This window comes from Alcaligenes faecalis, from assembly GCF_005311025.1.
GTDB classification, from domain to species: Bacteria; Pseudomonadota; Gammaproteobacteria; order Burkholderiales; family Burkholderiaceae_B; genus Alcaligenes; species Alcaligenes phenolicus.
Genome location: NZ_CP031747.1, coordinates 2,214,584 through 2,235,060, shown reverse-complemented (window position 1 = coordinate 2,235,060; position 20,477 = coordinate 2,214,584). Strand labels below are relative to the sequence as shown.

Genomic DNA, 20,477 nt, shown 5'->3' with positions numbered 1-20,477 from the left:
ACTCTGGATCTGGCGCGAAATAAGAAAGAAAAGTTCAGTTCAGTAGGACCAGCTCAGGGTAAAGCCCGTCGTGACCGAATCGGTCTTGAATCCTTCAGGCTTATGAAGAGGCACACCGGCGTACAGATCCCAGTAAAACCCCTTGGCCCCTCCTCGCAGCCCAATCACGGAACCCGCTAAGTTGCGTCCCTGAAGCCAGCGTGTGGATGGCCCACCTACATGACCATAGTCGGCACCCAAGTACAGTTCCTGGCCGGCACCAACCGCTACACCGATTTCATTGCGCCAGACCCAACCGCGCTCACCCATGAGCATCAGCTCACCATCAAAGCCACGCACCGAGTAACGGCCGCCAATAGAGAAGCGATCCTGCGGGACCAGAGGCGTACGATTCCATTGCGCTCGCCAACTACTGATGTAGCGGGCGCGCTGAGTTCCCAGCGAGAACGGCGCCATCAACTGCACATCGGCAGTAATCAACTTCATCCGTGAGGTGCCTTCTCCGAAGGGCTCCTCAGGCGCGCTTTTCGCTTTAAAGGCTCCCGTGCCACGGCGATAAGCCACACTCGCATCCAAGGTACTGTTACCCAAATACTCACGATGGGTCACCCCCAGCTCCCAGCCACCCGTGCGACGGTTCTGGACCTCGATTTCCACATCGTCAATAAAGTTACTCGAGCGACGTGTCCAGGCTCGGCCAAACAAGGCTGTTTTTCGTGTTGCGTCACGGTAAACCAAACGTGACAAGCGTAACTCTGCATTGTCACTGGTGCCGCTGTACACATAGCCTTGGTTGTAGCCCGCAATCGTTTGATGATATTTATAGCTACTGATGGTCGCGCCCAGCGTCCAGTAACCATAGGGCACACTGTAATGAAAGGTCTGTGCCCGGTTACCTTTGCCACGGCTGCTGAACAGGTCGTAGTTAAGGTTGACGTAAAACAAGTCGTTCAGCATCAACAGGTCATCCAGCGAGACGGTCACGCCCCCTTGCAGCTTGCCTGTTGACTTACTGCCAGAGTCATCTAAATGGGCCGATAAACGGATCGGCGGCGAGCGTTGCTGCCATGCGATTAATAGATCACTGTCGCCAGGCCGGGCATCGTCGCCTTCAGCGGGAACAATCTGAATATCTGCCTCTACGGTGGGAACACGCTTGAAATTCTCCAAAGCCTGTTCAATATCGCGCAAATTCAGTAAATCGCCCCGTCGGATAGGAACCGCGTTCCAGGCTGTCGCCTTCAAGGATGTTTCTTCGGTAAAACGTACGTCACGCACACGACCTGGAACCAGCGTTAAGGTCAGTTGGCCCGCACGCAAATCTTGTGCAGGCGCCAACACACGCGTTGTGACATAACCACGCGCGATAATCGCATTCTGAATACGGGCCATCACCACGTTGATCCCGTCCGTACCCAGGCAACGCCCCGTAGCGGGATCATGGGCCGGGTCGGCTGCCCTCAAGGCCCAGGTAAAACGCGGGGACTGGTCCCCCTCCAACCGTATTTGTGAAATAGGAAAGCAAGGACTTTCCTTATCAGGCAATTGCTCAGGAGCAGGGGTCTGCACAGGCGGCAAACGCACATCGGGCAAGGTTTCTTGCTGTTCACGCAGGATACGTTCCCGTTCCTGCTGCCGCAGCAATTCCTGCGCCATACCATTTTGTGTCTGCGCCAATGCAGGAATAAACGGTGCAAACAAAACCAACAAAGGCCACCTCTTGGGCCAAACCGTGCCCCTCATCACCTATATCCTTTTGCGTAAGCATCAATAGTTTTTTCTAATACCTATAAACTGGCGGGACTAATGATACCCAAGTAAACAAAGGGTGAGCACAGCAGTAATACTTTGTAGAACCATTTACGGATGCGGACAAGTTGTGTGGGTATAAGTCAGGGCGATTTGGCTCCTGAACGCTGCGGCAACGTCGCCAACAGCAAACCCGCCAAGGCCAGGATGAAGGCGTAAATATGCACGGTCGTAAAGCTCTCACCCAGCACCAGCACACCTACTGCTGCGGTGCCCAGGGGCATCAAGACCATAAACACCGCGGCTTGCGAAGCAGGTACGGAACGCACTCCCGTCATCCACAGCCAGACCGTCCAGACACTTGCAGCCAAGGAATAAAACACCAGCAAAGGCCAGATCCAGCCTGCCGGTGCCGTGAAATCGAAATCCCAGGCGGCGTATAAACCTAGGGGCGTAATCAGCACCAGGCTACACAGATTGATAATCGCGCTGATGCGCTTGGGACTAAGCACGGCGGTCAGGCGCTTGCCTATGACCGCATAAGCCGACTCGCACAGGACGGCACAAAAGATCAGCGCATTGCCCAGCCACATTTTTCCTGGGTCCAGTTGACCCACACCGTGATCATCCGCCTGTACCAAGGCCAATAAGGCAATCCCGCCCATCCCCAGGGCCAGTGACACCCAGGTGCGCGGCCCTATGCTTTCTTTCAGGAAGTACCAACTGAACAAAGCCACCATGCCGGGGATGGCAGACAAAATGACGCCTGCAGATACCGCACTGGTCATGCTGATGCCCGTCACCATGCACAGCGTGAACAGGAAATTACCCAAAAAGGATTCCAGAAAAATCAGGCCACGGGTACGCAGGTCCAGTGCGGGTTCGGTCGCCGGTTTGCGCAGCCAACGCAGCATGGCTATCGCGCCAATGCCGAAACGCAGCCAGGCCAGCAAGAACACCGGCAGTGCCGCCACCAACGGCCGTGTCAGGGCGATATAACTGCCCACCAAGGACATGGACAAGGCCAAACAGGCGTATGCCGCCAGACGTGATCCCGCTCTATTCACCCACCCTCTCCTAATACACACATTTGCAAGGCAGCTAATCAAAATACCACGGCGGCCAAGGTCTACAATACGCCCGAGCTCGGCCTTCCAGGATAAAAAACATGGCCTGCCATGTTGTCCGTTTCGCTCACCACCGCCTGTACCCCTGACCTTACCCAGATCTGCCCGTACAGCCCCGTGTTGCCAGCGCTTTATCCCACCCCATCGGAAAGTCGCGTCGCCAGCCCTTAAGCAGGTCTGCGATGGACGGCCCTACACCCGGCCCGACCCATGCTGCTCCCCATAACAGACTAATCCGCACCGCGCCGGCCCACCGGCCAGCCGTGCTCCTTGAAGGATATTTCATCATGCAGGCTATCGCCCGCCTGAGCCGTTTTGTTGGCAATACCTTTGCCATCTGGGTTCTACTGTTTGCCGTACTGGCCTATTACTTTCCCGACCACTACCGCTGGTTAGGCGCTTATATTGTTCCACTTCTGGGCATCATCATGTTCGGTATGGGACTGACCTTGTCGCGCCAGGACTTTGCGGAGGTGTTTGTACGCCCTGGCCGTGTGGCTATTGGTGTATTGGGACAATTCATCATCATGCCCGGTCTGGCCTGGTTTCTGACCTACGCCTTTTCCCTGCCACCCGAATTGGCCATTGGCGTGATTCTGGTGGGCTGCTGCCCCGGTGGCACCTCGTCGAACGTGATGACTTTTCTGGCCCGTGGCGACCTGGCCCTGTCGGTTGCCATTACGTCGGTCACCACCTTGCTGGCTCCTATCGTCACCCCTGCCCTGATTTACTTCCTGGCCAGCCAATGGCTGGAAGTCAGCGCCTCGGCCATGTTCTGGTCCATTGTTCAGGTAGTGATTCTGCCAATTGCCCTGGGCATTATTGTGCAATCCCTGATGGGTGAAAAGATCAAAGCCGGTGTGGCGGCCCTGCCCCTGGTATCTGTGGTGGCCATTGTGGCTATCGTGGCCGCTGTTGTCGCGGGTAACCAGCCCAAAATTGCGACCAGTGGCTTGTTGGTGTTCTCGGTTGTCGTTGTACATAACACCCTGGGCTACATCCTGGGCTATGTACTGGCACGCTTGAGCGGCATGCCTTTAGCACAGCGCAAGACGCTGGCTATTGAAGTGGGTATGCAAAACTCCGGGCTGGGTGTGGCCCTGGCCAGCGCCCACTTTTCGCCATTGGCCGCCGTGCCCAGCGCAATCTTCAGCGTCTGGCACAATATTTCCGGTCCCTTGGTCGCGACAATTTTCCGTCGCATGGGCGATGGCAAGTAAACACCTGCAGCCAGGTGCAAGGGCTTGAACCCAAGTCCACAAAGTAAAAAGGGACGCTCTACCGGGCGTCCTTTTTTTGCATCCAGCGTGTCGCAAGACACCCGCATCCGCTCAAGCCTCAGCTTTTACGCGAAGACACATAAATCCCGCCTACGATCAGCAAGAAAGCCGCACCGTGGTAGAGCTTGGGGGTATCGCCCAGAATAAAAACCGACATCAAGGCGGCAAATACGGGCATCAGATTGACGAAGAAACCGGCCGTGGCAGCGCCCACTCGCTGGACAGCCACGCCCCAGCATCGCAAGGCGATCAGAGCCGGGCCTGTCCCAACATACAGAATCGCCAGCAACAAGCCCCAGGACCAGTCGATATGCCAATCGGTGAACTTCCACTCCATGGCGGCAAAAGCACCCGACCAGATCAAACCGAAAAACACTTGTGCCATCACTACAGTGGCCCAGGTTTCTGCGATTGCACCCTCATGGCGGCGCGTACTGAGCATCCAGCTATAGATCGCCCAGGCGATAGTGGCAATCACCATGTACACATCACCCGGCACAAAACGGAAGGCCATCAGCTCCTGCCAGTCCGCACGCGTCAGCACCAGCACCACACCCAGCAAGGACATCAAGCCCCCCACCAACTGACGCCCATTGACGGTAGATTTGAAGAACAGGCGTCCAATGACCAGCATCCAGAACGGCAAGCTGGCGTTGACCAAAGTCACGTTAATGGGGGACGAGCTTTGTAGTGCCAGGTATTGCAAAGCGTTATAGATCCCTATGCCCAGCAAACCCAGAATCGAGTAGCGCTTCCAGTTGGTCCACAAATTACTGCCGCGTCGCAGCACTTGCCGTCCTACAAAAAGCAGAATGGTGAAAGCTACCAGCCAACGGAAGAAATTCAGGGTAATGGGCGGAACCTGATCATGAATCAGGCGCCCCACAATAGCATTACTTGCCCACAAGATCGTGGGTAAAACCAGTAAAGCCGTCGTGCCAGGGGTCAATTTCTGAGTGCTCACAAGCATGTCCTAAAAAACGGCAACGGCGCATGTGATCCCTCCTCAGGTCAACTCTGCGCCGTTACGATTGGCCTAGTATATAGGCAAGCATGCCCTGCCCTCTACGCCTTTACCTACCTGCTTGTGACGATGAGAACTGGTCAATCTTTGACCAATCCATAAATATTATTTATAATCATACAATTGTCACGTCATGGCGCTGATTGAATTGTATTGGCCCATCCCATCCACGCTCGTCTGACTTTAGCAACATCAGATGCAGCTACCCAGGGTAAATCGACCTTGAAACACCCCCACTTTTGGGAATAAAGCTTGACCCGATCAAGCGCCCCAAGTGCATTACTTGGCACCACAACCAGCACCTTTAACCGCAAGGGCCTGTCCCGCGCGTCGTTATGCAGGTCTCTGTTCCTGGCAAGTATTCGTGTTTTTGCCCGTTTTTCAGGTAGGCAGACCTTGTCTGCCCCGGCTGGATCCCCCTATGAACGGCGGGCGTGTTTTCAATTTGATCCACCTGACCCTGTCTGGAACCAACCATTCCTGACAGACACAGATTCACCCCGATTTTTATGGGCCTAGTGCAAGGCTGGGCTCCAGACACCGCTTGTCCGGTTTGTCGGTCTGCCTTGTTTCCAAGCCCGTCCCCGTCCCGCCCAGCAAGGCCAGACGGGAATTATTATTTTTAAAGGAGTCCCGATTTATGGCCAAAGAAGAGCTACTTGAAATGCAAGGTTCCGTCACCGAAATCCTGCCTGACTCGCGCTTTCGTGTCACCCTGGACAACGGTCACGCCGTTATCGCCTACACGGGCGGCAAAATGCGCAAGCACCACATCCGTATTCTGGCTGGCGACGCCGTTACCCTGGAAATGTCGCCCTACGACCTGAGCAAAGGTCGCATTATCTTCCGCCACCTGCCCAAGCGTATTGGCGCGCCGACCTCTGCCCCTCGTCGCACTCCCCACCGCCGTTAAGACATATCGCCACACCCCTGTCACAATTAGATGCAAAGATAGGCGCGCCTGACAGGGGTGCGACAAGAGCCATCAGCGCTCGGGCGCACCCCACATCTTGTGGGAGTCGCCTTGAAAAAACTACTGACGCTCAAAACGGGCTTCATCGCCTATTTTGCAATTCTGAGCCTGTTTCTAATCCTGATGCTGATTGCCCTGCAACATTTGAGCAGCAGCATCGAACAGCGCAAGCATCTGGAAGCCCAGCGCCATCAAACGACGGCGCTTAGCAAAGACTTCAAACGCATCAGCGAATTGCTCAGCCGTCAGGCCATCGCGTTTGTCTCCAGCGAACAGATCGAATTTCAGGATAATTTCCGCCACCTTCTGGCGGTGTTTACGGGTGCCCAGGCGGATCAGGACGGCGTCGCCCTGGCGATGCTGGACCGCTTCAGGGATCTGGAGCTGGAGCCGGCTGAACAGGACCTGCTGCGCTCTGCTTATGAACAGACCCTGGCACTCAGCCAGGTTCAGTCCGAAGCCATTCAAACCGCCAGCGGCCAGTTTGAAGATGGCAACGGCGCTATCCGTATCGCCCTGCCCAATGCCTTGATGGCCAAAGTGCTGGTGTTCAGCCAGCAATACATTCAAGCCTCGGCCCAAATCACCAACACACTGGATCAGTTCGAGCACCAGTTCAGCGAGCGCCTGGACAGTTCCCTGGATCTGGCTGGTCGTAGCAGCGACAGTGCGTTCAGCCTGGCCTTAGCGGCACTGGCCCTGTTCTTCATGGCCAGCACCATTGCGCTACGCCTCTTGTATCGCTCCATCAAGCAGCCGCTGGATCAAGGGGCTAATCTGGCCAAGGAACTGGCCCAGGGCAAGCTCAATGCGCAGCTCAGCGTGCGTCGCCATGATGAGTTCGGGACCTTACTCACGGCACTCAATGGCATCGGCCAGGGCGTACAAACCGTGGTGCATCAGATCCGCGAACAAACCGGCTTGATACGCGACGGCTCGCATGCAATTGTGCTGGGCAGCCAGAACCTGAGCGAGCAAATTCTGGATCAATCGGCCGAACTGAATCAGACCGTCAAGGCCATGAATCAACTGGCTGACACCGTGCGCCAGAACGCGGAGCAGGCCCAAACCGCCGATCATCTGGCGCAAGACACCTCCAGCCAGGTGGCCCAGGGCAATCAAGCTGTACACAGCCTGCTCGATACCATCGACGCAATTGCCGACAGCTCGAACAAAATGAGTGAGATCACCAAACTGATCCGCAACATTGCCTTTCAGACCAATATCCTGGCCCTGAATGCCGCGGTGGAAGCCGCCCGCGCCGGAGTCCATGGTCATGGCTTTGCGGTTGTTGCTGCCGAAGTGCGCAACCTGGCTTTGCGCTCCACCGACGCCTTACAACAGATTTCCACCCTGATTTCCAGCTCAGTCGAACAAACCGAGCAAAGCTCGGCTGCCGCCCGAGGTATGGCGCAAGTCATGGCCAACACACAACACAAGGTCAATGAAATGCGCAGCATTGTGGCCGATATTGCCCAAGCCTCTCAGGAGCAGGCGACGCATATCGACTACGTGAACCAGGTCATGACGCGCCTGGACCAGCAAGGCCAGTCCAACCGCCAACTGCTTGAACACAGCGCGCACACCGCTCAGGAGCAGCTGGAGCAAACCACTTTGCTGGCCCAGGTGGTGGCGCATTTCAGTCTGGATAGCGATCTTTCCGAGCCCGATGCTCCCGCCCTGCCCGCCGCCCCCACGCAGCCTTCTTACCGATCCGTGTCCGCCTATCGCACAGCCACGTGCACAATGTCCGGTTCCTGAGCGGCCAATACGTGCCATAGACCTCCGATAAGGGTAAAATCGGAAGTTTGCCGCGCGCCGCCTTGCTGGCTGGCGTGGGTGGCACATCAAATATAGGAAAGCCGCTGAATCATGGAATCGGAACGACTTAATCAACTGGAAGCCCGCCTTGCCGATTATTCGGAGCGGGAAAATGCCTTACGGAGGTATCTTTGACTACGATGACAAAGCTCATCGTTTGCACGTAGTCAATGCCGAACTCGAGGATCCCAACGTCTGGAACGATCCTCAGCACGCTCAGGATCTGGGCCGCGAAAAGAAAAGTCTGGAAAACGTGGTGCATGTGCTGGACGCCTTGCACACGGGTTTGAAAGATTCGCAGGACCTGTTTGAGCTTGCCGCGATGGACGATGACGATGCCACTATCGCCGCCATCGAAGAAGATTGTGCCGCCATGGCCAGCCGTATTGAAGAGCTGGAATTCCGCCGCATGTTCTCCAACCCTGCCGACCCGCTGAATTGCTTTATGGATATTCAGGCCGGTGCGGGTGGTACCGAAGCCCAGGACTGGGCCTCCATGCTGCTACGCATGTATGTGCGTTATGCCGAACACAAGGGCTTCAAGGCTGAGATCCTGGAACAGTCTGACGGCGACGTGGCGGGTATCAAATCGGCCTCCATCAAGATTGAAGGCGATTACGCCTACGGTTTTCTGCGCACTGAAACCGGCGTGCACCGCTTGGTTCGCAAGAGCCCCTTTGACTCCTCCAATGGCCGCCACACGTCTTTCACCAGCGTGTTCGTCTACCCGGAAATCGACGACTCCTTTGAAGTCGAAATCAACCCGGCCGACTTGCGTATCGACACTTACCGCGCCAGTGGTGCCGGTGGTCAGCACATTAACAAAACCGACTCGGCCGTTCGTATTACGCACGAGCCCAGCGGCATTGTGGTGCAGTGTCAGAACGACCGCTCGCAGCACCGTAACCGTGCCGAAGCCATGCAAATGCTGAAGTCCCGCCTGTACGAGCTGGAAATGCGCAACCGTATGGCCGAGCAGCAAAAACTGGAAGACTCCAAGAGCGATGTGGGTTGGGGTCACCAGATCCGTTCCTACGTGCTGGACCAAAGCCGCATCAAGGACTTGCGTACCAACTACGAAAGCTCCAATACCCAGAAGATTCTGGATGGCGACCTGGATGCCTTTATTCAAGCCAGCCTGAAACAAGGTATTTAATATGCACACTTCCACGCTGACTGTTCTAAGCGGTGCCTCTCGCGGTCTGGGCTTGTCCCTGGCACGTCAGGCACTGGCCGCTGGCCATCAGTTGATCACTTTGGCCCGCAGCGAACTGCAACTGGATGCGCCCCAAGGGGCTCATCAACATCTGCAAGTGGATCTGGCCAGCGCGGAAGGCGCACAACAGGCTGCCAAGGCTCTGCAAGCCTTGATCAGCCAGACACAGGCTCAACGCTACGTCCTCATTAATAATGCGGGCACGGTTGATCCCGTTGGGCAGGCCAGCCACCTGCTCGATGCCCAGGCCATTACACAGGCGCTGCAATTGAATGTCGCCAGTGTCATGAGCCTGACCGCCGCCTTCTTGCAAGGCGCCCCCAAGGATGCCCAACGCCAGGTGCTCAATATATCCTCTGGTGCTGGCCGCAAACCCGTCTCGGGCTGGGCCGTGTACGGCTGCAGCAAGGCAGCGCTGGATTTTTATACGCAAACCCTGAAGCTGGAGAATCCCGAGCTGGCCGTTTGCTCTCTGGCCCCTGGCGTGGTCGATACCGATATGCAAGGCCATATCCGTAGCCAATCCCGCGACCAGTTCCCGAACCTGAGCCGCTTTATCGACCTGCATCAACAAGGTCAGCTAAGCAGCCCGGACGATACGGCCGAGCGCATTTTGCGCCACCTGAACAGCCCGGATTTTGGCCAGCACGTCCTGGATGACATCCGCCACTACGAATAAGTACTGACACAATGACTGAACCGCTAGACACTTCCGCCCCCGTCGTAGACGAAAACCGCCTGATCGCCGAGCGTCGTTCCAAACTGGACCGCCTGCGCGAAAACGGCATCGCCTACCCCAACGATTTTCGCCCTGACGCCCACGCTGCCGAGCTGCACAGCCAGTACGGCGAGCAGGACAAGGATGCCCTGGCTGCAACCAATAAAGTCGTGAAAGTAGCTGGCCGCATGATGCTCAAGCGTGTCATGGGTAAAGCCAGTTTTGCCACACTGCAAGATGCTTCCGGCCGCATCCAGATCTACCTGGACAAAGCCGCACTGGGCGAAGAAAACTACGCGGAATTCAAGGGCTGGGATATCGGTGACATCCTGGCCGTGGAAGGCACAGTCTTCAAAACCAATAAGGGCGAGCTGTCCGTACATGCTTCCAGCGTGCGCCTGCTGGCCAAGTCCCTGCGCCCCCTGCCCGACAAATTCCACGGTCTGGCTGACCAGGAATTGAAGTACCGTCAGCGCTACGTAGACCTGATCATGGGTGAAGACACCCGTCAAACCTTCCTGGCCCGCAGCAAGGTCATGAGCAGCCTGCGCCAGCACATGGCCCAGGCCAACTTCCTGGAAGTGGAAACCCCCATGCTGCACCCCATTCCGGGTGGCGCATCGGCCAAACCCTTTGTGACCCACCACAATGCGCTGGACATGGAAATGTACCTGCGTATTGCTCCCGAGCTGTACCTGAAGCGTTTGATCGTGGGCGGTTTCGAGCGCGTGTTCGAGATCAACCGCAACTTCCGTAACGAAGGCGTCAGCCCTCGTCACAACCCCGAATTCACCATGATGGAGTTCTACGCAGCCTACACGGATTACCAGTGGCTGATGGACTTCACCGAAAACCTGATACGCGAAGCCGCGATCAGCGCCCGTGGTACCGCTACCCTGCAGTACCAGGAACGCGAACTGGATCTGAGCCTGCCTTTTGATCGCCTGACCATTACCGGCGCCATCATGAAGTACGCTCCTTCCTACCAGATCGAGCAACTGGAAGACATCCAGTTCTTGCGTACCGAACTGGCTCGCCTGAAAGTGGACGTGAACTCGCCGCCACTGCGTGATGCCGGCCTGGGTGCCTTGCAACTGGCTCTGTTTGAAGAAACTGCAGAATCCAAGCTGTGGCACCCTACCTTCATCGTGGACTACCCCGTGGAAGTGTCGCCACTGGCACGCGCCTCGGACACCCAGGAAGGCATTACCGAACGCTTTGAGCTGTTCATTACTGGTCGCGAAATTGCCAATGGTTTCTCGGAGTTGAACGATCCTGAAGATCAAGCCGCACGTTTCCAGGCCCAGGTTCAGGCCAAGGACGCTGGCGACGAAGAGGCCATGTTCTATGACGCGGACTACATCCGTGCGCTGGAATACGGCATGCCCCCTACAGGCGGCTGCGGTATCGGTATCGACCGACTGGTCATGTTGCTGACCGATAGCCCTGCTATCCGTGACGTAATCCTGTTCCCGCACCTGCGTCGCGAGGACTAATCAGTCTCAAGACAGAAAAACGCGCGGTCAAGACCGCGCGTTTTTTTATGCATCCTCGACCCCGCATACACATACACATACACAGATACGCAGCTATTCTTCCCGGTCCCTGAACAAACCCCCGCTCCAATCTCATCATTAGCCAGCCCTACACCTGTAAGGGCAGACTTCATTCGGGCTTGATGCCAGCAGTTGCCGCCACTTTACGAAACAGGGCAATATCACGTGCCACGATCTGATCCAGAGACTCAGCCGAATCAGGCGCGATCACAAAGCCCTGCTCCTCCAATGGCTCAGCAAATTCGCGTGAACGCAGTACAGCCGTGATATCGCGATTTAACACCTCAACTACCTTATTGGGCGTGGCACGTGGCACAAAGACGCCCTGCCAGCTTTCGATCACGAAATCAGAAACACCCAACTCATGAAAAGTAGGAACATCCGGTAAAACCTTCGAGCGCTCCGGCGAGGTCACCGCCAGAGGGATGAGCTCACGCTTCTGAATGTTCTGGATTGTTCCAGAGATATCAATAAGTGCTCCGTCAACATGCCCGCCCAGTATGTCCAACATAGCGGGGGCCCCTCCCGCGTAGGGAATGTTATTGGTTTGCGTACCCAAACGCTGGTTAAGCATCTCGACGGCCAGATGATAAATACTGCCGTAACCAATCGGCAGCGCTGCAGATACTTCGCCAGGCTGACGTTTAAGAAGTGCCACGTAGTCATCAAAGTGCTTAACGCCCAGACCGGGACGCACCACCAGCACCTGCGAATTAACAATAGTGCGGGTCACGCCACGGACCTCCGTCTCGCTATAGGGCAGCTTGCGACCGAGGGCAGCGTTGATCGCAAGCTGATCCCCGCTAGACAAGAGCGTATGCCCGTTTGGGGCTGCACGAACTACCCGGTTGACGCCAAGGCTGGTGTGAGCGCCGGGCACATTATCCACAATCACCGTTTGTTGCCACAATTTGGCAAGATTTTGCGCGAGCATCCGTGCGATACGGTCAGCGTTGCCGCCCGGATTCACCGGAACAACAATACGCACAGGCCCGGAGGGAAACGTATCGGCCTGCTGCGCACGTGCCGGAGCCGTGGCAAACATAGCACCCAGAGAAGAAACAGGAACACCAAGCCGGGCGGCGATACCCGCGCCGGTCGCTTTCAAGATCATGCGTCGATTCAAGCCTACCTCCAGTATCCACAAACTGCCCATTGATCAGGCGACATTGTGTTTGCAGTGCTTGCCAATCACGAACTGTAGTCTAGAGAGCCCCCATGCGCGAATCAAGCAGCCCCCGTCCCGGCCGTTGCTAAAGCAGCTATCAGCGACTTTCGCGCAGTCTGAAAACTTGCTCAGCAACACGTCATGCCGAAACAAAAAAGGACGCTCGAAAGCGTCCTCTTTTTATTGCGAATCCAGGTTCATAGCTTCACCGTGTTGCACCTGTGCTGCGAGTACGATTTGCAGGCAATTAATCCACCGGCAAACGCATCACCGCCTGCGCCCATTTATGAGCTACCTCAGGCGAAGAAAAACACGAAGCCTTGTCTGCCACCACGCGCACCGCACGCTCCAGCAACTGGATGTCAGCCTCGTGCTGACGCGCAACGTGCGGGTCTTCAAAGAAGATGACACGTTGACAACGATTTTCCAGCACCAGCTCGGCAATTTGCGCATCGCCACCCAAAGGACCACTTAGATATGACTGAATCCAGGGTGTGTCCTTGGGCCAACCTTTAGACCAGGCCAGCTCATTCAACAAGCGGCTTGTCGTCCCAGTTCCCACGCGTTGGCCAAAGCGAGACAGCAAATCAAAATGCTTGTCGGCAAACTCAATCATCTTGTCCTTGAGTGCATCGTGCGCAATCATGGCCAAGGTTTGATTAGGGAAGTCAAAAATACGTTTGCAGCTGGAATCGGGCCACAAACCGCGGCTGACACGCTCCACTTCAATCCATTCAATTGCACCCATCAAGGTAGAAATGAAAGGACGGCCATGCGTGATGCATTGGCGCTTGAGCGCCAGTGCTTCCGGAAAAATGGAGGAAGGGTCTACCGGGTCAATCAGGTAAATGGCGCCATCAAAAGGCGGTGTACCATCCGGGCTTTGCGTGACCCGGGCCACCAGCTTCATCAAACCGCCATCACGACCATAGGGATAGCGAACCAGGCCGCCATAGCCTTCCAGCAGGCCCGACCGCTCGATGGCATTACAGGTACGACCGACCGTGTAAAGCTCAACTTCCAATTCGCGAATACCGCTGGCTGAGCGCCGCAACCACTGAAACAAAGCCGCATCTGCCGAATCATGGTGCAATTGATTGGCCGCCAAACCGAAACGTAATGACATGAGTTCCTACACGGTAAACGATTCGCCACACCCGCAGGAGGCTTTCTCGTTTGGATTGATGAACTTGAAACCTTCATTGAGGCCATCACGGCCATAATCCAGACGCGTGCCGTCAATAAAGGGCAGGCTTTTAGGATCAACAAACAGTTTAACGCCGTGCTCTTCAAACAGTTGATCGCCTTCAACCGGCTCATCAACAAAATCCAGCTTGTAGGCCAGACCCGAGCAACCGGTCAGACGTACACCCAAACGTAGCCCCAAACCGCCCCCGCGTTTTTTCAAATGACGCTGGATATGTTCTGCGGCGGGCTGAGTAAGAGAAATAGACATAATCTTTTCCTTTCTATAAACCTGAAAGAATATTCAGCCTTCAGGCTTGGACAACTAAAACGCGCCTTTGTTCTGTACCGAGGCAATAGCGGCCTGAACCGCCTCCTGGGCCAACAAAGCACAATGCACTTTGACCGGCGGCAATTCCAGCGCTTGCTGCACATCTGTAGACGAGAACTGAGCTGCCTGCTCCAGACTGCGACCTTGCAGCCACTGTGTCGCAAACGAGGCGGCAGCGATGGTACAGCCACAGCCATAAGCCTTGAAACAGCTATCCTGAATCTGGCCCTGCTCCGATACCTTGAGCTGGATGCGAATCAAGGCCCCGGTTTCGTGACTTCCCGCTTCCCCTGTACCTACGTCAGCATCACTGCTGTTCATGACACCCACATGACGCGGGTGCAGGAAATGCTCCATGACAGCGTCACTATATATCATTGCGCGAACTGCTCCGAAGCAGGCTCACTCCACAAGGGAGAGATGGCCCGCAATTGTTCAACCACACGACGGATGGCCGCAATCGTGTCATCAATATCCTGCTCGGTCGTGAAACGGCCCAGACTCAAGCGCAGGGAACTGTGCGCCAACTGATCACTACGACCCAGAGCCGTCAATACGTAGGACGGTTCCAGGCTGGCCGAGGTACAGGCCGAGCCACTGGACACTGCCAAATCTGTCAGAGCCATCATCAGAGCTTCGCCCTCGATGTGATCCACGCTGATGTTCAGGTTGTGGGGCACGCGCTGATCCAAGGTGCCATTCAGGAACAGATCAGGGATAGACTGCAGGCCGGCCCATAGACGATCTCGCAGCGCGGTGATGCGCTGATTGTCTTGGTCCATCTCCTGGGCAGCCAGTTCAAAAGCACGTCCCATGCCCACGATCTGATGAGTGGCCAGCGTACCGGAGCGAAACCCGCGTTCGTGGCCGCCACCGTGAATCTGCGCTTTCAGGCGCACCGCCGGTTTACGACGGATATACAAGGCACCGATTCCTTTGGGACCGTAAGTCTTGTGGGCAGACATGGACATCAAATCCACCGGCCATTCCTGCAGATTGATCGCCACCTTGCCGGTAGCCTGGGCGGCGTCCACATGGAACAGCACCTTGTGCTCCCGGCACATTGCCCCCAGGGCCTGCACATCTTGAATCACGCCTATTTCGTTATTCACCAACATGACCGAGGCCAGGATGGTGTCGGGGCGAATGGCTTGTTCAAACGCCTGAGGATCAATCAGACCACTGGGCAGGACATCCAGAAAGGTGACTTCAAACCCTTCGTCCTGCAAGGCCAGACAGGTATCCAGCACGGCCTTGTGTTCCGTACGGACGGTAATAATATGGCGGCCCTTGGACTGATAAAACTGCGCGGCACCTTTTAACGCCAGATTGATGGCTTCGGTAGCACCGGAGGTCCAGACAATTTCACGCGGCTCTGCCCCTACCAAAGCGGCAACCTGACGGCGCGCCTGGTCCACGGCCTCTTCCGCATCCCACCCATAGGGATGGCTGCTGGAGGCCGGATTGCCAAATCGTTCCGTCAACCAGGGAATCATGCTGTCGGCCACACGCGGGTCTACCGGTGTAGTGGCGGCATAATCCATATAGATACGCTGAGCGCGACTCATACAAAACTCCGGGTCAGTAGCGGATCTTGCCCACTACAAAGTACATTCTTCTGGCTGGCCGGCTTCCTGAGCGGCCAACTTGAGCTGACGCAGACGCTGCTGATCAACCAAGTCCTGTAGCGAGACAGAATCCAGATAATCGACCATTTTACGACTAAGCGTCGCCCAAAGCTCGTGAGTCATGCACTCGCCTTTCTGCCCGTTTGTGCCCTGCTTGCAATTACCCTTGCCACCGCATTGGGTGGCATCAACGGGCTCATCGACCGCAAACACAATGTCAGCAACGGTGATGTGGCGAGCCAGACGCGCAAGCGTATAGCCACCACCCGGACCACGCACACTATCGACCAGTTCATGGCGGCGCAACTTGCCAAACAACTGTTCAAGATACGAGAGCGAGATACCCTGTCGCTGGCTGATGCCTGCGAGCGTCACCGGTCCACTTTGCTGGCGCAGCGCAAGATCGATCATCGCGGTTACGGCGAAACGCCCTTTTGTCGTCAAACGCATGATAGTTTCCTTGCCAAAGGCGAAAGCGGCCGGACTGCCAACGGCAAATCCGACCAATTTGGTCCAGTATAGCAAATACAGGGGAAACTACCGTGCTTGAGCGTGTGTTTTTACACTTATACTGAAGTGTTATGTAGCCACTCAGGCAGCACGGTAATTGGGGACGCGCTTGCGAACCAGTTCGAACACGCCCTGGCAGGCATCTTCGATATAGTCCATGACCTTATTAAAGCCATCCTGGCCGCCATAATAAGGATCGGGCACGGTAGCCGCTTCATAGTCAGTGGCAAAGCGCATCAGCAGCATGAGCTTGTGACGATAAATGGGAGGACACATTTGCTGCAAGGCAGCGTGGTTTTCCCAGTCCATGCTCAAGATAAGGTCGAAGTTGCGAAAGTCCTCGCGCTGGACCTGTCGGGCCTGATAGGTAGAGATGTCATAACCGCGTTTACGAGCGGCTATCTGTGCGCGTGTGTCAGGATGCTCGCCAACATGAAAGCCATGCGTGGCGGCTGAATCCACCAAAATAGCCTCCGACAAACTGGCCTGGTCGACCAGTTGGCGCAAGACACCTTCGGCGCTGGGGGAGCGGCAAATATTCCCTGTACAGACAAACAGAACCTTACTCATAATGCGTCAAAGTCTGCGGGAAAACCCCAAATAAGGCAAGATGAAACCGGGGTGAAAACAGACCCCGAAAATCGCCTTGAAAACAGCAAATCCGTATCGTTTGGGAGCTGCCAATAAAAACCGGTCGCAGCTGCTTGAAGTTTGGAATAAACCAAAGGCGCAGCAACCTTTGCTTAGCGGATACACCACTTTCTCGAGATGAGATAAATCAAGCAATACACCCGAGTGATGAAAGCCGGTAGCAGAACGGTGTTTTTTCTGAGCTTTCGTCCAGCTTTAGTTGCAAATACACAACAATCATCAAGCCATCAGCAGTTTGGCCTTCAGTCTTTGCAACTTGTCGCGCGCGGCTGCCGCTTGCTCGAACTCCAGGTTGCGGGCGTGGTCCATCATCTCTTTTTCCAGACGCTTGATCTCGCGTGCAGCGGCCTTCTCGTCGCGAATCAACTCGTCCGGCACATCCTCGCGCAAGCTGGCAGTTGGATCCGAGGCAACAACACCATCAATCAACTCACGGACGGCCTTGTTCACGCCGCGCGGCGTAATACCGTGCTCTTCGTTAAAGGCGATCTGCTTGGCACGACGGCGCTCGGTTTCTTCGATAGCGCGGTGCATGGAGTCCGTCATTCTGTCGGCATACAGAATGGCTTTACCGTTCAGGTTACGCGCTGCCCGACCTATGGTTTGAATCAGGCTGCGCTCCGAACGCAGGAAGCCTTCCTTGTCCGCATCAAGAATCGCCACCAGAGACACTTCGGGCAAATCCAGCCCCTCACGCAGCAGGTTGATCCCGACCAGCACATCGAAGACACCCAGACGCAGATCCCGGATGATCTCGGCCCGTTCCACCGTATCAATGTCCGAGTGCAAGTAGCGCACGCGAATACCGTTCTCTGACAAGTAGTCGGTCAGATCCTCTGACATGCGCTTGGTCAGCGTCGTCACCAATACACGGTCTTCCTGCGCAGTACGCAGCTTGATTTCACCCAGCAAGTCATCGACCTGCGTGGTAGCCGGGCGAACCTCGATCTCCGGGTCCACCAGTCCGGTAGGTCGCACCACCTGTTCAACCACATTGTCTGCATGCTCTTGCTCGTAGGCAGCGGGTGTAGCCGACACGAACACGGTTTGCGGCATACGGCGTTCGAACTCTTCCAGTTTCAAAGGCCGGTTATCCATGGCCGAAGGCAGGCGGAAACCGAACTGCACCAGGGTTTCTTTACGCGAGCGGTCACCGCGATACATGGCGCCCAACTGCCCGATAGTGACGTGGCTTTCATCGATAAACATCAGGGAGTTACGCGGCAGGTAGTCGATCAGTGTCGGCGGCGGATCGCCAGGCGCTGCTCCTGACAAGTGGCGAGAGTAGTTCTCGATGCCTTTGCAAAAGCCCAGCTCCTGCAGCATTTCCAGATCAAAACGGGTGCGCTGCTCCAGGCGTTGAGCTTCAACCAAATGCCCTTCCCGTGTCAGAAATTCCAGACGCTCGCGCAGTTCGAGCTTGATGGTTTCAATCGCCCTCAACACGGTTTCGCGTGGCGTCACATAATGCGAGCTAGGGAACACGGTAAAGCGGTTCAGCTTCTGCACGACCTTGCCTGTCAGCGGATCGAACAACTCCAGCTCTTCAATCTCGTCATCAAACAGGCTGACTCGCAAGGCCAGCTCCGCGTTTTCTGCCGGGAAAATATCGACCACTTCACCACGAGCACGAAATATCCCACGCTGAAAATCCAGATCGTTGCGCTCGTACTGCATGGCGACCAGACGCGCCAGCAGCTCCTGCCGGGCAATACGGTCGCCCTTGCGCAACGTCAGCACCATCGCATGGTAGTCGCCGGGATTACCGATACCGTAAATGCAGGACACAGTGCCCACAATAATGGTGTCCGGCCGCTCCAGCAGGCTTTTGGTGGCCGACAAACGCATCTGCTCGATGTGTTCATTGATGGACGAGTCCTTTTCAATAAACAGATCGCGCGATGGCACATAGGCCTCGGGCTGGTAGTAATCGTAGTAAGACACGAAGTACTCCACGGCGTTGCGTGGAAAGAACTCGCGCATCTCGGCGTACAACTGCGCCGCCAGGGTTTTATTGGGCGCCAGAACAATGGCCGGACGCCCGGTGCGAGCAATAATGTTCGCCATCGTATAGGTCTTGCCCGAGCCCGTTACCCCCAAAAGGGTCTGGTACATCAAGCCATCATCAATCCCCTCAACCAACTGCTCAATCGCCGCAGGCTGGTCGCCAGCAGGCAAATAAGGTTGGAAAAGTTTGAAGGAACTCCCCGGAAATTCTTGAAAGGCAGGCTCAAATTTCATGCTAGACACACTTTAGGGTAAGCCCGTATTATCACATTAATGCTTTGTTTTTCTACCTTTCTGCACTAACGCCCCCATATCATCATGACATCGCTCTTCGAAACCGTCGAACTGGCTCCACGCGACCCTATTTTGGGTTTGAACGAACAATACAATGCCGACGAACGCAGCGGCAAAGTTAATCTGGGGGTCGGTGTTTACTACGACGATCAAGGGCGTATCCCGATTTTGCAGGCTGTTCAAAAGGCTGAGGAAGCCATGATGAGCAAAGCCGCCGCGCGCAGCTACCTGCCTATTGAAGGGATCAATACCTACAATCTGGGTGCTCAAACCCTGTTGCTGGGTGCCGACTCCCCCATCATTGCCGAAGGCCGCGCCTTGACCGTGCAATCCCTGGGCGGTACCGGTGCGCTGAAAATCGGTGCTGACTTCCTGCAGCAACTGCTGCCCCAGTCCGAGGTTTACATCAGCGATCCAAGCTGGGAAAACCACCGCGCCCTGTTCGAGCGCGCCGGCTTCAAGGTCAACACCTACGCTTACTACGATGCCGCTACGCATGGCCTGAACTTTGACGGCATGATCGCCTCGCTGCGCGCCATGCCGGCCCAGTCCATCGTGGTCCTGCACGCTTGCTGCCACAACCCGACCGGCGTGGACCCCAGCATGGAACAATGGGCCCAGATCGCCGAGCTGATCAAAGAACGTCAACTGGTTCCTTTCCTGGACATCGCTTACCAAGGCTTTGGCGCCGGTCTGGAAGAAGACGCCAGCGTAGTGCGTCTGTTTGCCAAGCTAGGCCTGTCCATGTTCATCAGCTCCTCGTTCTCCAAGTCCTTCTCGCTGTACGGCGAGCGCGTTGGCGCCCTGACCCTGGTTACTTCCAGCAAGGACGAAACTTCCCGCGTACTGAGCCAGGTCAAGCGTGTGATTCGCACCAACTACTCCAACCCACCCACACACGGTGGCAAGGTTGTGGCCACGGTACTGAACTCGCCTGAACTGTTCCAGACCTGGGCGACTGAACTGGCCGGCATGCGTGATCGCATCCGCGAAATGCGCGCCCAACTGGTTGCCAAGCTGAAAGAGCACGGCGCTACCCAAAACTTTGACTTCGTGCTGCAACAGCGCGGCATGTTCTCCTACTCCGGCCTGACTGCCGAGCAAGTCGAACGCCTGCGCCAGGAACACGGCATTTACGCTGTCAGCAGCGGCCGTATTTGCGTTGCTGCATTGAACAGCCAGAATATTGACGTCGTGGCCAAGGCCATCGCTCAAGTCCTGAAGTAAGCTGTCCCTCAG

18 protein-coding genes are annotated in these 20,477 nt (G+C 56.0%); 7 read left to right on the top strand and 11 right to left on the bottom strand.

The features are described from left to right. Nucleotides 1-39: 39 nt before the first annotated feature. Both D0C27_RS10235 and D0C27_RS10230 read right to left on the bottom strand, forming a co-directional pair. A complete protein-coding gene (locus D0C27_RS10235) occupies nt 40-1,743 on the bottom strand; it encodes a ShlB/FhaC/HecB family hemolysin secretion/activation protein (RefSeq protein ID WP_060185971.1) in 1,704 nt (567 codons plus the stop codon). Between the two features lie 149 nt (nt 1,744-1,892). Continuing rightward, the gene (locus tag D0C27_RS10230) at nt 1,893-2,816 is read right to left on the bottom strand and encodes a DMT family transporter (protein WP_115635142.1); all 924 of its coding nucleotides are present in this window, start codon (nt 2,814-2,816) and stop codon (nt 1,893-1,895) included. Nucleotides 2,817-3,163: 347 nt separating this feature from the next. On the opposite strand from D0C27_RS10230, the gene D0C27_RS10225 reads away from it, so the two are divergent. After that, nucleotides 3,164-4,096 (top strand): bile acid:sodium symporter family protein, encoded by a 933-nt coding sequence (locus D0C27_RS10225; protein ID WP_035268109.1) that lies wholly within the window; start codon nt 3,164-3,166, stop codon nt 4,094-4,096. 118 nt (nt 4,097-4,214) lie between these two features. Here the strand turns inward: D0C27_RS10225 and D0C27_RS10220 are convergent, their stop codons facing one another. Continuing rightward, the gene (locus D0C27_RS10220) at nt 4,215-5,126 is read right to left on the bottom strand and encodes a DMT family transporter (RefSeq protein WP_035268110.1); all 912 of its coding nucleotides are present in this window, start codon (nt 5,124-5,126) and stop codon (nt 4,215-4,217) included. 694 nt (nt 5,127-5,820) lie between these two features. On the opposite strand from D0C27_RS10220, the gene infA reads away from it, so the two are divergent. From infA to lysS, 5 genes are all read left to right on the top strand, one after another. Next, complete coding sequence (gene infA / locus D0C27_RS10215) at nt 5,821-6,093, top strand: translation initiation factor IF-1 (RefSeq protein WP_137430908.1); 273 nt, start codon at nt 5,821-5,823, stop codon at nt 6,091-6,093. A gap of 111 nt (nt 6,094-6,204) precedes the next feature. Then, nucleotides 6,205-7,914 (top strand): methyl-accepting chemotaxis protein, encoded by a 1,710-nt coding sequence (locus D0C27_RS10210; protein WP_137430907.1) that lies wholly within the window; start codon nt 6,205-6,207, stop codon nt 7,912-7,914. Nucleotides 7,915-8,025: 111 nt separating this feature from the next. Beyond that, nucleotides 8,026-9,130 (top strand): peptide chain release factor 2 gene (prfB, locus tag D0C27_RS10205; protein ID WP_115635138.1). Its coding sequence is split into 2 segments (ribosomal slippage): nt 8,026-8,106 and nt 8,108-9,130, totalling 1,104 coding nucleotides; the frame shifts between segments, so codons are not numbered across the junction. A 1-nt stretch (nt 9,131) separates the two neighbouring features. Further along, the gene (locus D0C27_RS10200; protein WP_026482834.1) at nt 9,132-9,869 is read left to right on the top strand and encodes an SDR family NAD(P)-dependent oxidoreductase; all 738 of its coding nucleotides are present in this window, start codon (nt 9,132-9,134) and stop codon (nt 9,867-9,869) included. A gap of 11 nt (nt 9,870-9,880) precedes the next feature. Next, the gene (lysS, locus tag D0C27_RS10195; RefSeq protein WP_035268111.1) at nt 9,881-11,404 is read left to right on the top strand and encodes a lysine--tRNA ligase; all 1,524 of its coding nucleotides are present in this window, start codon (nt 9,881-9,883) and stop codon (nt 11,402-11,404) included. Between the two features lie 169 nt (nt 11,405-11,573). On the opposite strand, the gene D0C27_RS10190 is transcribed toward lysS, so the two are convergent. The 8 genes from D0C27_RS10190 to uvrB all read right to left on the bottom strand — a co-directional run bounded on the left by D0C27_RS10190 (nt 11,574) and on the right by uvrB (nt 19,178). Further along, nucleotides 11,574-12,590 carry a Bug family tripartite tricarboxylate transporter substrate binding protein gene (locus tag D0C27_RS10190; RefSeq protein WP_240688238.1) on the bottom strand — a complete coding sequence of 339 codons (1,017 nt, stop codon included), beginning with the start codon at nt 12,588-12,590 and terminating at the stop codon, nt 11,574-11,576. Between the two features lie 289 nt (nt 12,591-12,879). Continuing rightward, the gene (locus D0C27_RS10185; protein WP_026482837.1) at nt 12,880-13,758 is read right to left on the bottom strand and encodes a methylglyoxal synthase; all 879 of its coding nucleotides are present in this window, start codon (nt 13,756-13,758) and stop codon (nt 12,880-12,882) included. Between the two features lie 6 nt (nt 13,759-13,764). Next, nucleotides 13,765-14,088: a HesB/IscA family protein gene (locus D0C27_RS10180; protein WP_003801383.1), complete on the bottom strand. Its 324-nt coding sequence runs from the start codon at nt 14,086-14,088 to the stop codon at nt 13,765-13,767. A 54-nt stretch (nt 14,089-14,142) separates the two neighbouring features. Then, nucleotides 14,143-14,526 carry an iron-sulfur cluster assembly scaffold protein gene (locus D0C27_RS10175; protein WP_137430906.1) on the bottom strand — a complete coding sequence of 128 codons (384 nt, stop codon included), beginning with the start codon at nt 14,524-14,526 and terminating at the stop codon, nt 14,143-14,145. Beyond that, nucleotides 14,523-15,716: an IscS subfamily cysteine desulfurase gene (locus D0C27_RS10170; RefSeq protein ID WP_137430905.1), complete on the bottom strand. Its 1,194-nt coding sequence runs from the start codon at nt 15,714-15,716 to the stop codon at nt 14,523-14,525. The genes D0C27_RS10175 and D0C27_RS10170 overlap by 4 nt, the downstream gene beginning before the upstream one ends. Nucleotides 15,717-15,749: 33 nt before the next feature. After that, nucleotides 15,750-16,226 carry a Fe-S cluster assembly transcriptional regulator IscR gene (gene iscR / locus D0C27_RS10165; RefSeq protein WP_021446710.1) on the bottom strand — a complete coding sequence of 159 codons (477 nt, stop codon included), beginning with the start codon at nt 16,224-16,226 and terminating at the stop codon, nt 15,750-15,752. Nucleotides 16,227-16,367: 141 nt separating this feature from the next. Then, nucleotides 16,368-16,859, bottom strand: a complete 492-nt coding sequence (locus D0C27_RS10160) for a low molecular weight protein-tyrosine-phosphatase (protein ID WP_026482840.1) — start codon at nt 16,857-16,859, stop codon at nt 16,368-16,370. Nucleotides 16,860-17,156: 297 nt separating this feature from the next. Continuing rightward, nucleotides 17,157-19,178, bottom strand: coding sequence for an excinuclease ABC subunit UvrB (gene uvrB, locus D0C27_RS10155; RefSeq protein ID WP_115635133.1), 2,022 nt, complete (start codon nt 19,176-19,178; stop codon nt 17,157-17,159). An 84-nt stretch (nt 19,179-19,262) separates the two neighbouring features. Here uvrB and D0C27_RS10150 point away from each other — a divergent pair, with 84 nt between their 5' ends. After that, entirely contained in the window at nt 19,263-20,465 is a 1,203-nt protein-coding gene (locus D0C27_RS10150; RefSeq protein ID WP_009459106.1) for an amino acid aminotransferase, read from the top strand. The last annotated feature ends 12 nt before the right edge of the window (nt 20,466-20,477 follow it).

Coding starts and splice junctions, on each gene's coding strand:
- D0C27_RS10235 (WP_060185971.1), bottom strand. CDS start 1,743: ATGAGGGGCACGGTTTGGCCCAAGAGGTGGCCTTTGTTGGTTTTGTTT.
- D0C27_RS10225 (WP_035268109.1), top strand. CDS start 3,164: ATGCAGGCTATCGCCCGCCTGAGCCGTTTTGTTGGCAATACCTTTGCC.
- D0C27_RS10220 (WP_035268110.1), bottom strand. CDS start 5,126: ATGCTTGTGAGCACTCAGAAATTGACCCCTGGCACGACGGCTTTACTG.
- infA (WP_137430908.1), top strand. CDS start 5,821: ATGGCCAAAGAAGAGCTACTTGAAATGCAAGGTTCCGTCACCGAAATC.
- D0C27_RS10200 (WP_026482834.1), top strand. CDS start 9,132: ATGCACACTTCCACGCTGACTGTTCTAAGCGGTGCCTCTCGCGGTCTG.
- lysS (WP_035268111.1), top strand. CDS start 9,881: ATGACTGAACCGCTAGACACTTCCGCCCCCGTCGTAGACGAAAACCGC.
- D0C27_RS10185 (WP_026482837.1), bottom strand. CDS start 13,758: ATGTCATTACGTTTCGGTTTGGCGGCCAATCAATTGCACCATGATTCG.
- D0C27_RS10180 (WP_003801383.1), bottom strand. CDS start 14,088: ATGTCTATTTCTCTTACTCAGCCCGCCGCAGAACATATCCAGCGTCAT.
- D0C27_RS10175 (WP_137430906.1), bottom strand. CDS start 14,526: ATGATATATAGTGACGCTGTCATGGAGCATTTCCTGCACCCGCGTCAT.
- D0C27_RS10170 (WP_137430905.1), bottom strand. CDS start 15,716: ATGAGTCGCGCTCAGCGTATCTATATGGATTATGCCGCCACTACACCG.
- iscR (WP_021446710.1), bottom strand. CDS start 16,226: ATGCGTTTGACGACAAAAGGGCGTTTCGCCGTAACCGCGATGATCGAT.
- uvrB (WP_115635133.1), bottom strand. CDS start 19,178: ATGAAATTTGAGCCTGCCTTTCAAGAATTTCCGGGGAGTTCCTTCAAA.
- D0C27_RS10150 (WP_009459106.1), top strand. CDS start 19,263: ATGACATCGCTCTTCGAAACCGTCGAACTGGCTCCACGCGACCCTATT.